This window comes from Legionella quinlivanii (assembly GCF_003265995.1).
Lineage (GTDB): Bacteria > Pseudomonadota > Gammaproteobacteria > Legionellales > Legionellaceae > Legionella_C > Legionella_C quinlivanii_A.
In genome coordinates, this window is sequence record NZ_MVJN01000001.1 from 437816 (window position 1) to 449984 (window position 12169).

Here is a 12169-nt window from a genome sequence, read left to right on the forward strand (position 1 = left end):
TTGCAAGAAGTACCAAATTTACCTGCAGAAGAGTATCCAAAAGCCGCCCTATTACTTTTGATCTTTTTTTAATCCTTTAACTAATTGAGAGATCAATTGAGGGCCTTTGTAAATTAATCCGGTGTAAACTTGTAGCAGAGAGGCCCCGGCAATGAGCTTTTCCTTAGCGGCTTCCACAGATTGAATGCCGCCAGCGCCAATGATGATCAACTGGTTGCCAATGGCTTCTTTAAGAACGCGAATGCATTGTGTTGAGCGCTCCTGTAACGGTTTTCCGCTAAGCCCCCCCATCTCTTTGCTTTCCGGAAGATTCTCCACACCCACCCGGGTACAGGTGGTGTTTGTTGCGATAATTCCGGATATCCCGCATTGTGCGGCAACATTGGCAACAATCTTTAACTCTTCATCGCTTTCATCCGGAGACAGTTTGATCACCAGAGGTACAAAGCGCTGATGCTGATCGGACAATCTTTTTTGCTCATCCACAATACTGGTCAGTAATTGAGTAAGCAGCATTTCCTGATGGAAAAGGCGCAAATCAGGAGTATTGGGTGAAGAAATATTAATCGTAATATAGGATGCGCAGGTGTAAATTCTTTTCAGGCAAAACAGATAATCATTAACCGCTTTATCCATTGGAGTATCTTTATTTTTGCCAATATTGATACCCAGGATCCCTCTGTAAGAGGATTTCTGAATATTATTAACTAATACGTCGACTCCCCGATTATTAAACCCCATGCGGTTTATCAGTGCCTCTGCATTGGGCAAACGAAAAAGACGCGGCTTTGGCATTCCTGCCTGCGGACGCGGTGTAACCGTTCCTACTTCGACAAATGAAAACCCCAGTTTAGCCAAACCATCAAGATGCGATGCATTTTTATCCAGTCCGGCAGCCAAGCCTACAGGATGATTAAACCGCATCCCCAAAACGTCAACAGGTAAGGAAGGAGCTTGTCTGAAACAAAAAGCAGGCAGCGAATCAAGTAGAGCCAAAGTCATGCGATGCGCTTTTTCGGCATCCATAGAAAACAATAACGGACGAATCAGTGAGTACATTCCCTCTCCTTTCAGAAAATCAGGGTAACTACTTTGGATGCTAAAATCAGTGTAATGACCAGGAAACCGTAATGGGTGTTAATCTGGTCTGCTGCACTATTAATAACTTCTTTAGTTTACCAAGATTAACATTCTTTCATCTTCCATGAAATCATGACCGCTTCATCCATTGCTGTTATTTAAAAATCATTGCTATGATATTCAAGTGTAGTACAGGGTAGCCTTATCTAAAGCTTATTTCCGAATCGAAATGCCTACGTTCCGCGCTTTATGCGCGGAATCCAGTCTCGATCTTTATTCAAAATTATGTGGATGCCGTGCATAAAGCACGGCACGTAGGCGAAAAGAGGCTTTTAATGTTCAAAATTTAGATGCCATTATCCTGATAGTACAACCCTTGACATATTGGATTTTTGTCGAACCGAAGCCAGCCTTATCTGTTTAATCAGTTAATTGACAAAAGGAGTTGTTAATGATTGAGATTGATCCTGCTAATTTGGACGCGCTGTCCAAGCCTTTTATGAGAATATTGCTCGCCTCTACAAACGACCCGTTGTTTGGGCAGGGGGTTCACTATATTCCATTGTATAGCAACCTGCTTCCTGAAGGCGAAAACCAGGTCACTGTTCCTGTTCTGGTTAAAAAAGCCTTTCTCGCTAAACCCAGTAAACAATATCCCGGTGAGTTCACCCTTGATATTTTTTCGGATCAAATAGGCTCAGGCACTTTCGCGAAAGTTTATGATTCAGAGGGCAAAGTGAAAACTCGTCTGGACTTCAAGTTCCTCAAAAGAGAAGGTGACAATGAAAATGTGATTAAAGCACTTCATTATACTGAAGATGACCGGAAAAAAATTACAAAAGAAGCCCAGAGAGCCAGTCTGGGTGATGAAATAAAATGCAAACCGCCATTGTTCAGCAATCAATGGGCCTTTTTAGTAATGAGTAAAGCCAAGGGAATTCCGCTTTCTCGTGTGATTGATAAGATGAAAATCGGTGAGATCAATCCTACCCTGCGCCAGATGATCCTTGCAACCAAGTCAATTTTAATGCAGGTCGATACAGTTCAGCAAAAAAAATACGGACATCGTGATATTAAGCCTGCTAATATTTTACTGGATCTGTCCAAAGGTAAGGCGACATTGGTCGATTTTGCTTTTGCCAAAGAACTGAAACATCCTCAGACGTATTGTAAAACAAATAAAGGAACCCCTCTTTATCTTGCCCCCGAGGTGTACAGGCATGGTTATATTACCTCGCAATGTGATGATTATTCCGCAGGTCTTTGTCTCGCCGAGCTATGGGGGGACACACTCCTCGATCTCATTTCCATTAGTGGCGACGCAAAACGCCTATATCGGCGAAATCGTGAAGAAAGATTTAAAGATCTGTACGCTCGAATGAACTTGTCAGAAACTGCAAAAATCCTTCTGGACACTCTGATTTATGGCTTGACTAAATATAATCCAAAATTTCGACTGACAAGTAAGGATGGGATGGCGTTATGTGACCAATTGCTGCAAGAGGCTAATCTCGATGAATTGATTTATACCCCTCCTACCCCTGAAGAAAGAGAGCAGGAATTCGAGGACGAATTGATAGAGAATTTGTCAGACTGTGTCATTGATATACCGGAAGACTGTGATCTGTTCGGTTATGGATTATCTCATTAAGCAGCCAGAGCCACTTCTGCGGTGGCTCTGTCAAACTTTATAATTCGCATTCCTGCGCATAGATACGCAGCATTACATTGCCCTTCTCCTGTAGATGATAGGCGACTGTGCGTAATTCAACACCATAATTTTTCTGCTGTAATACTAACAACACCGGGCCCAGTAACGGTGAAGGAGTACCAAAGCGATCAATAAGAGGAAATACTCTCAGCTCTTTAGCCACTCGAGTCAACTCCTGAATTACTTCAATATGAAAATCAAGACTCTGATTATCCAGTCCTGCAAACAGATAATGGGAGCTCAGGGCCAAATCAAAATGAAAGCTGTCAAAAGGTAAATGGATCTGTTGAATTCCCTGATAACGCTTGTCATGCTTTCCTTTCTCATAGTCTGAAAAAAAAGCCTCCATTCCCTGCCGTCTTTTTTCAACCAAACCATCCAAACCGCCATAATCAGCAAAATCGTATTTGTCGTGATCCTGTTTAACACGTGCAATCATATCCTCAAATACCAGGGAAGTTTTGGTTTTTAACGTGGCGAGATCCAAAGAAAACAGGGGATCACAGCTTACGCAGGAACTGGTATAAGCCTGAACCTCTGCATTGAAAGCGCTGGGGCCACAACCGAACTCGAGTATATTGGATTTCAGATCATTATCACTCAAATCAAACATCTCACGATAATCATCAATATGATGTCCCCAAAGTACCAGTTTGCTCATTTACACACCTCTTCTTCTTTTTGAACGCATTGGATTTTGCTGCGATGATTTACTGTGCTAAGCTAAAAATCTCAATAGGATGCGTTTAACAAATAAAATCAGGTTGAAAGTTAAACTTGATTGGGTATAGTCTAGCTCATTTGCTCCATGAATGTGAGTGCTGAAAAAACAAACAGGAAAAACAAGCCACTGTTTTTTTATTCATTGACTTGAGCATGACCTAAGTGATTATTGCTAGGACAGCTCCTTACTACAGGAAAGTCATCATGTATACTGGTTTACAATTTCAGTTAGGCGAAACAATTGATTTATTACGTGACAGTGTTTACCAATTTGCCCAAAAAGAAATTGCGCCTTTGGCTGCCCAAATTGATGAGGAAAACAAGTTTCCCCATTTTTTGTGGCGTAAATTAGGAGAAATGGGCCTGTTAGGAATCACCGCCGGTGAAGAATATGGTGGAGCAGATATGGGTTATCTCGCTCATGTTATCGCTATGGAAGAGATCTCGCGCGCATCTGCCTCAGTCGGTCTAAGCTTCGGTGCCCACTCCAATCTTTGCGTCAATCAAATATCCTTAAATGCCAGTCCGGCACAAAAAGAAAAGTATTTACCCCGGCTGATAAGCGGCGAGTTTGTAGGGGCATTAGCCATGAGCGAAGCCAATTCGGGCTCGGATGTCATGAGCATGCAATTACAGGCGAAACGTTCCGGCGACCATTTTATCTTAAACGGCACCAAAATGTGGATTACCAATGGGCCCGATGCCGATGTGCTGGTTGTCTACGCCAAAACAGAGAAAGATGCGGGGAGCAAAGGCATCACTGCATTTATTATTGAAAAAGGCTTCCCAGGATTTAAAACAGCACAGAAATTAGACAAACTGGGAATGCGCGGCTCCAACACCTGCGAACTGGTTTTTAATAATTGTGAAGTTCCTGCTGAAAATATTCTTGGCGAACTGAATCAGGGAGCCAAGGTATTAATGAGCGGCCTGGACTATGAACGCACCATTCTTTCCGCAGGCCCTGTAGGTATTATGCAAGCCTGCCTCGATGTGGTTTTGCCTTACGTTCATGAGCGTAAGCAATTTGATAAACCTATTGGTGAATTTCAGTTCATTCAGGGCAAACTGGCTGACATGTATACCCAGCTTACCGCAAGCCGGGCTTATGTATATAGCGTTGCCGCAGCCTGTGACAAACATCAGGTGAGCCGCAAAGATGCAGCCGGAGTGATTTTATACACCGCAGAGAGAGCAACACAAATGGCATTGGAAGCCATTCAGATTTTAGGTGGGAATGGTTACATTAATGAATACCCGACCGGACGACTGCTGCGAGATGCCAAACTCTATGAAATAGGCGCTGGAACCTCGGAAGTCAGACGAATGTTGATTGGTCGTGAACTTTTTAAAGAAACTGAATAAGGAAAAATTCAAATGGATCAAAATGATGTTGTCATTATTGCCGCAAAAAGAACCCCAATGGGAGGAATGCTCGGTTCTTTATCCAGTTTAACCGCACCTGAGCTGGGAGCGATTGCTCACAAGGCCGCAATGGAACAAGCCAATATTAATCCTGCAGAAATTGATCAGGTCATTTCCGGTTGCGTGTTACAGGCAGGGATTGGACAAGCTCCGGCCAGACAAGCGGCGATTAAGGCAGGCATACCCCATTCAGCGGGAGCAACCACCATTAATAAGATGTGCGGTTCCGGTATGAAATCCATTATGCTGGGTCATGACATGATCAAGGCAGGTTCCGCAAATGTAGTTCTGGCAAGCGGTATGGAAAGCATGAGCAATGCCCCTTACTTATTAGCTAAAGCCCGCTCTGGCTATCGCTTGGGCCATGGCGAACTGAAAGATCATATGTTTCTGGATGGTTTGGAAGATGCCTATGAGCGTGGACAATTGATGGGCTGTTTTGCTGAAGCGACTGCTCGTCATTTCCAATTCAGCCGAAGCCAGCAGGATGAATTCGCAGTACGCTCTTTAACTCGCGCCTTGCAAGCTCAACAAGATAATGCTTTTCTGGCGGAAATTACGCCCGTTACCATTGCCGGACGCAAGGGGGATACCATTGTATCCATGGATGAAGGCCCGGATGAAAGCAAACTTTCCAAGATTTCACAATTGAAACCTGCTTTCAAGGCAGATGGAACAGTGACGGCAGCAAACTCCAGCTCTATTTCCGATGGAGCAGCAAGCATCATTATCACAAGCGCCGGTCACGCTCGAAAATTAGGCATCAAACCAATGGCGCGTATTGTTGCTCAGGCTACCCATTCTCAAGCTCCCGAATGGTTCACCACAGCACCTGTTGACGCAATCCGTAAGGTTATGAACAAAGCAGGATGGCAGCATCAGGATGTTGATTTATTTGAAATCAATGAGGCTTTTGCTGTAGTGGCTATGGCGGCTATCACGCAACTGGAACTTGATGATTCCAAAGTTAATATTCACGGCGGGGCCTGCGCCCTGGGGCATCCAATTGGAGCATCCGGCACACGCGTGATGGTGACTCTGCTGCATGCTCTGCAAAGACAGCAAAAATCACGAGGTATTGCAGCGCTTTGCATCGGTGGAGGCGAAGGGATAGCAATGGCCATTGAGCTGGTGTAATAGCCTGCAGTTTAAGAATCTGTCATCTTCTGTGAACGCAGGATGACAGATTCGCCTTCATGTGTGACTATTTGTCAAACCCTTTTGTTGTTTTATATGGAGAGTTATGCTTAGACAAAGCCTTATTTATCTGGTTCTAACCATTTTGGTTGTCGTATTCGCCAAATTTGCACACACCCTGATCCTTTATATCGATTTGTTTTATACCTACATCAACATAAAACTTAGCCCTCTTTTCACTCATACCGGAGTGGGTGTACTAATTCGCAAAATTATTCTACTGACTTTTATACCAATTATTATTGCATTGGTTCCCGCCTTGATTTATCGTCCAATTAAGGGAAGACCAATGCCTTATTTTCTCGAATTGACCTGGTGTTTATGGCTCGTCATTGTACTCAGCAACATTTTGATACGTTAAGGTAAATCAATGTCAAAGTTAAGCAGTCAAATTAACCCTGCAAGCAAGGATTTCAGAGAAAATGCAGCCGCGATGCAATCGCTGCTGGACAATTTGCAGAATACAATCCGCCAGATTGCTCTGGGGGGAGATGAAAAGGCAAGACAGCGCCATTTAGAGCATGGAAAATTGTTACCACGTGAGCGCTTGCAGCAATTGCTTGATCCTGGCAGCCCCTTTCTTGAATTATCACAGCTTGCCGCCTATCAGGTCTATAATGATAACGTTCCCGCCGCCGGCATCATTACCGGGATTGGGCGTATTCATCAAACTGAATGTATGATTGTTATTAATGACGCCACCGTTAAGGGGGGGACTTATTATCCTTTAACAGTAAAAAAACATCTGCGCGCCCAGGAAATCGCTGAAAAGAATCACCTGCCCTGTGTTTATCTGGTGGATTCGGGAGGGGCTTTTCTCCCGCGTCAGGATGAAGTATTTCCTGACCGCGATCATTTTGGTCGTATTTTTTATAATCAGGCCAATCTTTCAGCGAAAAACATTCCGCAAATAGCGGTTGTAATGGGTTCCTGTACCGCAGGGGGTGCTTATGTACCCGCAATGGCGGATGAATCGATTATGGTTAAAAATCAGGCCACTATTTTTCTGGGCGGCCCTCCCCTGGTTAAAGCCGCGACCGGCGAAATAATCAGTGCCGAGGAGTTGGGAGGTGCCGAGGTGCATTGCAGGCAATCGGGGGTCGCCGATCATTATGCGGATAACGATGCACACGCTCTGCATTTGGCACGGGTCGCTATCAGTCATTTGAACCGGCAAAAACCGCGCGTACTTAAGCGAAGAGAAAGCATCGAACCACTTTACGATAGCAGCGAGTTAAATGGGATTATTCCAACTGATCTGCGTAAACCTTTTGATATTCGCGAAATCATCGCCCGGATTGTGGATGGTTCAGAATTTGATGAATTCAAAGCGTTGTTCGGGACCACATTAATATGCGGTTTTGCCCATTTATATGGCTATCCGGTGGGTATTGTGGCTAATAATGGAATTTTATTCGGTGAAAGTGCTTTGAAAGGCACCCATTTTATCGAGTTATGCTCTCAACGTAATATTCCCCTTATATTCCTGCAGAATATCACTGGCTTTATGGTCGGTAGTAAATACGAAGCAGCAGGAATTGCCAAGCATGGTGCAAAAATGGTTACCGCAGTTGCCACCACTCAGGTGCCCAAATTTACTGTGATTGTCGGCGGAAGTTTTGGCGCTGGAAATTATGCCATGTGCGGCCGTGCTTATGATCCGCGTTTTTTATGGTCCTGGCCTAATGCACGAATTTCAGTCATGGGCGGTGATCAGGCTGCGAATGTTTTAGCTCAAATCAATCGCGATAAACACAGTAAACATGCCACCGAATGGCCGCCTGAGCAGGAAGAAGCCTTCAAAGCCAGTTTACGGGCGCAATACGAAGCACAGGGGAATCCCTACTATGCAAGTGCCAGACTATGGGATGACGGCGTCATTGCCCCTTCAGACACTCGCCGTATTCTGGGCTTAAGCTTGTCGGCAGCTCTAAACGCCCCTATTGATCAAACCCGCTTTGGCATATTCAGAATGTAAGGATAAAAATGAGCGACCTGGAATGTGAATTAAAAGGACAGGTTTTTGAAATCAGTCTGAATCGAATTGAAAAGAATAACGCCTTTGATGATGAATTATTAAGAATAATGCAAACCAGTCTGGAGAAAGCAATCCAGGATCCTGCAGTTTCTGTGATTTTACTGCGCGCCAATGGCCGCCATTTTTCAGCAGGTGCTGATTTGCAGTGGATGCAGCGAATGGCTCAGTTCACGCAAGAGGAAAATCTGGCCGATGCCCTGATTCTCGCAAAACTTATGAATACTCTGTATTCCTGCCCTAAACCGACAATCGCCGCGGTACAGGGAGCCGCTTATGGCGGCGGAGTCGGACTAGTGGCTGCCTGTGATATTGCTATTGCCGGCCATTCCGCGCGTTTTTGTTTTTCTGAAGTTAAGCTAGGCCTTATACCTGCTGTGATTAGCCCCTACATAATCAAAGCAATTGGTGAGCGATTAACCAAATGGCTGTTCATGAGTGCGGAAGTATTCGATGGGGAACAAGCAAAACAATATAATCTGGTTCATCATTATATTGATGATTATTTACTGGATTCATTTGCGCTGGATTATGCCAGCAAACTCAGCCATCTCGCACCCCAGGCGATTGTTGATTGTAAATCGCTGATTGAGCGGGTGGCATCAAGACCCATTGATGAGCAGCTTATTGAAGAGACAGCCGCCATTATTGCAGCAAAAAGGGTTTCTGAGGAAGGACAGCGCGGCCTGCATGCGTTTTTAAATAAAGAACCCCCTAACTGGAACTAAGGATTTTCATGTTTAATAAAATTCTTATCGCTAACCGCGGTGAAATTGCCTGTCGAATCATTCGCACGGCAAAAAGCATGGGAATTACCACTGTTGCCATTTATTCAACAGCGGATAAAGAGAGCCAACATGTCAGGCAAGCTGATGAAGCCTATTGGGTAGGAGACTCCCCGGCCCTGGCAAGCTATTTAAATATCCATGCGATCATAGACATCGCAAAAAAAGCGAAGGCAGAGGCTATTCATCCCGGCTATGGTTTTTTATCAGAAAACCCACAGTTTGCAGCAGCCTGTGAAAAAGAAGATATTGTTTTTATCGGCCCTGCTATTAAAGCGCTTGAAGCAATGGCTTCAAAACAGTTAGCCAAGCAATTACTGGAGGGAAGCGCTGTTCCATTAACTCCAGGTTACCACGGCGGCGATCAGAGCGATGAGCGTCTTAAGGAAGAAGCAAACCGTATCGGGTTCCCCATTCTGCTAAAAGCGGCTGCCGGAGGAGGCGGTAAGGGAATGCGGGCAGTTCATGAGCTTGCTGAATTTGATTCTGCATTAGCAGGAGCCCGGCGTGAAGCCAAAGCAAGTTTTGCTGATGATACCATGATTATTGAAAAGCTGGTTTTGAATCCACGTCATGTGGAAGTACAAATCATGGCCGATCAGCATGGAGAGGTTGTTCATCTCTTCGAGCGGGATTGTTCCATCCAGCGCCGTCATCAGAAAATTATTGAGGAAGCCCCTGCCCCAGGCTTAAATACAGAACTTAAACAGGGTCTTGCGGAGGCAGCCTGCGAAGTAGCCCGTTCCATCCAGTACCGTGGCGCCGGTACAGTCGAATTTTTAGTCGCTGAAGATAATCAGTTTTATTTTATGGAAATGAACACTCGCCTGCAGGTGGAGCATCCCGTAACCGAAATGATCACTGGACTTGACTTAGTCGCCTGGCAAATCAAAATTGCTGCTAATTTACCCCTGCCCCTTAAGCAGGAGAATATTCAGGCGACAGGTCATGCCATTGAATGCCGGATTTACGCTGAAGATCCGGCACAGAACTTTATTCCGTCCATTGGGAAAATCAACTTTTTGAAAGAGCCTTGTGGAGAGGGTGTGCGCATTGATACAGGCGTAAGCACTGGCTCAACAATTAGCCAATATTATGATCCGATGATTGCAAAGCTGATCGTCTGGGGAGAAACAAGGCTTGAAGCAATTCAACGTCTGCAGCAAGCTCTTAAATCCTATGCGGTGGGCGGTTTAAAAACCAATATCGGCTTCTTGCAGGCCATTTGCAATCATCATCGGTTTATCAAGGGGGATTTGGGCACTGATTTTCTTAGCCGTGAAACCATTGAAATAGAAAAATCTGATGAGCAGGAGTGCTTATTATTTTCTGCGGCTTATGACTATTTAAGATTAATCAACCAGGAAAAGGATCCATTGTTTCTTCAAAATTTTGCCTGGCAGCTGAATTTGAAAGGTTTCTGGTTTTTCCGCTACACACTAGGGGATCAGCTGAAAGAAGTGAAAATTATTGCCGTCAATGGCCAGGAATTTATTGCCCATATTCAGGACAAAACCTGGAATCTGTCTGCCTCCTATCAAAATCAGCGTTTAACAATCAATGATGGTCAACAACGGCGTTCTGCCTGGGTTGTAGACAGAGATGGTCAGATTGAAATCTACAATACAACAGCTAATGTACAAATTGAACGCTTTAGCTGGCAAACAAGTCATGCTGACACAGCTAATCAGGGTGGCCGTTTAACAGCGCCGATGCCCGCCACCGTAGTTGCTATTTTAAAAAATGAAGGAGATGTGGTAAAAAAAGGAGAGCAATTACTGATTTTGGAAGCCATGAAAATGGAACACAGCATCCGCGCTCCCAAAGATGGAGTTATAACGGAATTATATTACAGCATCGGCTCCCAGGTGAATGAAGGTGAGGAATTGCTCAAGCTTACATGATGCAAGTGCACATCTGCGCGAAATACAGAAAACCATTTGATAAACAGTTTCGGCGAAACGATAGGAATAGACTGAAATGAGCTATCCACAACAAGTTACGATAGTAGAAGTAGGCCCGCGTGACGGCTTGCAGAATGAACAAGTCTTTGTGCCTACCGCAACCAAAATCGAACTGATTAATTTACTCTGTGAAAGCGGCCTTCGTTTTATCGAAGCAACCAGCTTTGTATCGGCTAAAGCCATACCACAGCTCGCAGACTGCGAAGAGGTTTTCAAATCAATTAACAAATCCGATAACATTCATTTATCGGCTCTTGTGCCTAACATGAAAGGCATGGAGAAAGCTTTGAGTTGCGAAGTTAAAGAAATCGCGCTGTTTACTTCCGCCAGTGAAGCGTTTAATCAATATAATATTAATTGTTCAATTACCGAAAGCATTCGTCGGTTCGAGCCGGTAATGGATATCGCCAAAGAACGAAAAATGCCGGTCAGAGCCTATATTTCCTGTGCGCTTGGCTGTCCTTACGAAGGCACTATCGTTCCGGCGCAGGTGGTCAGCGTTATGCGAATGCTGCTTGAGCTTGGAGCAACCGAAATCTGTCTGGGGGATACAATTGGCGTTGGAACACCTAAACAGACTCACCGATTGATTTCAGAGATTCTTGAAATATTACCCCGGCACCAATTGGCTATGCATTTTCATGATACCTATGGGCAAGCCGTTGCCAATATTTATACCTCCCTGCAGTTAGGGGTTAGCCGCTTCGACAGCTCCGTGGCCGGACTCGGCGGATGTCCTTATGCGCGCGGTTCCGCCGGAAATGTTGCGACTGAAGATGTGCTTTATCTCATGCACGGATTAGGAATAGAAACGGGGGTTGATATCTATAAAATTGTGGCTGCCGGCGATATGATTTGTAAAATCCTGGGTAAAAAAAATCAATCCAAAGTCGCTACAGCACTTTTGGCAAATCCTTAAAAAATTGTATGTTTTTTGAAAAAAACCGAGATTCCCCGCCCTATCTCAGACTACAGGATATATAATTATTAAAAGAACCGAACACAATTGCCAGTCAGCAATGCAGGCGAAGCAAACTTACGGAGCTTTTTATGGATAACAGAAATAAAATTATTGGCATTATCAGCCTGCTTGTCATTATTCTTGTAGTCGCCCTCGCCTTTTATAATTACAAGGGTTTTCACTCCGTTGAAACAGGCTCAACCAATGCTTCAGTACCGACAGAAGTAGCAAGCCCTCCGGAAGGCGGCAGCTAGTCAAGAGCCCTATTGATAAACCCGTCTCAACGTC

The 12169-nt window shown here is 44.6% G+C and carries 11 protein-coding genes; 9 read left to right on the plus strand and 2 right to left on the minus strand.

Annotated elements, in window-relative coordinates; all coding sequences use genetic code 11:
- Positions 1-51: 51 nt before the first annotated feature.
- Positions 52-1059, minus strand: coding sequence for a quinone-dependent dihydroorotate dehydrogenase (locus B1207_RS01795; RefSeq protein WP_112218273.1), 1008 nt, complete (start codon positions 1057-1059; stop codon positions 52-54).
- Positions 1060-1531: 472 nt separating this feature from the next.
- Between B1207_RS01795 and B1207_RS01800 the strand changes: the two genes are divergently transcribed.
- Complete coding sequence (locus B1207_RS01800; RefSeq protein ID WP_112218274.1) at positions 1532-2731, plus strand: protein kinase domain-containing protein; 1200 nt, start codon at positions 1532-1534, stop codon at positions 2729-2731.
- A gap of 37 nt (positions 2732-2768) precedes the next feature.
- On the opposite strand, the gene B1207_RS01805 is transcribed toward B1207_RS01800, so the two are convergent.
- Entirely contained in the window at positions 2769-3452 is a 684-nt protein-coding gene (locus B1207_RS01805; RefSeq protein WP_112218275.1) for a hypothetical protein, read from the minus strand.
- A gap of 266 nt (positions 3453-3718) precedes the next feature.
- Between B1207_RS01805 and B1207_RS01810 the strand changes: the two genes are divergently transcribed.
- From B1207_RS01810 to B1207_RS15890, 8 genes are all read left to right on the plus strand, one after another.
- Positions 3719-4879: an isovaleryl-CoA dehydrogenase gene (locus tag B1207_RS01810; protein ID WP_112218276.1), complete on the plus strand. Its 1161-nt coding sequence runs from the start codon at positions 3719-3721 to the stop codon at positions 4877-4879.
- A 12-nt stretch (positions 4880-4891) separates the two neighbouring features.
- On the plus strand, positions 4892-6076 hold the full coding sequence (locus B1207_RS01815; RefSeq protein WP_112218277.1) for a thiolase family protein: 1185 nt from the start codon (positions 4892-4894) through the stop codon (positions 6074-6076).
- 106 nt (positions 6077-6182) lie between these two features.
- Entirely contained in the window at positions 6183-6497 is a 315-nt protein-coding gene (locus B1207_RS01820; protein ID WP_112218278.1) for a hypothetical protein, read from the plus strand.
- A gap of 9 nt (positions 6498-6506) precedes the next feature.
- A complete protein-coding gene (locus B1207_RS01825) occupies positions 6507-8114 on the plus strand; it encodes a carboxyl transferase domain-containing protein (protein WP_112218279.1) in 1608 nt (535 codons plus the stop codon).
- Positions 8115-8122: 8 nt separating this feature from the next.
- Complete coding sequence (locus tag B1207_RS01830) at positions 8123-8899, plus strand: enoyl-CoA hydratase-related protein (protein ID WP_112218280.1); 777 nt, start codon at positions 8123-8125, stop codon at positions 8897-8899.
- Between the two features lie 8 nt (positions 8900-8907).
- On the plus strand, positions 8908-10860 hold the full coding sequence (locus B1207_RS01835; protein WP_112218281.1) for an acetyl/propionyl/methylcrotonyl-CoA carboxylase subunit alpha: 1953 nt from the start codon (positions 8908-8910) through the stop codon (positions 10858-10860).
- Between the two features lie 76 nt (positions 10861-10936).
- Positions 10937-11839, plus strand: coding sequence for a hydroxymethylglutaryl-CoA lyase (locus B1207_RS01840; RefSeq protein WP_112218282.1), 903 nt, complete (start codon positions 10937-10939; stop codon positions 11837-11839).
- Positions 11840-11970: 131 nt separating this feature from the next.
- Positions 11971-12135 carry a hypothetical protein gene (locus B1207_RS15890; protein WP_165483048.1) on the plus strand — a complete coding sequence of 55 codons (165 nt, stop codon included), beginning with the start codon at positions 11971-11973 and terminating at the stop codon, positions 12133-12135.
- The last annotated feature ends 34 nt before the right edge of the window (positions 12136-12169 follow it).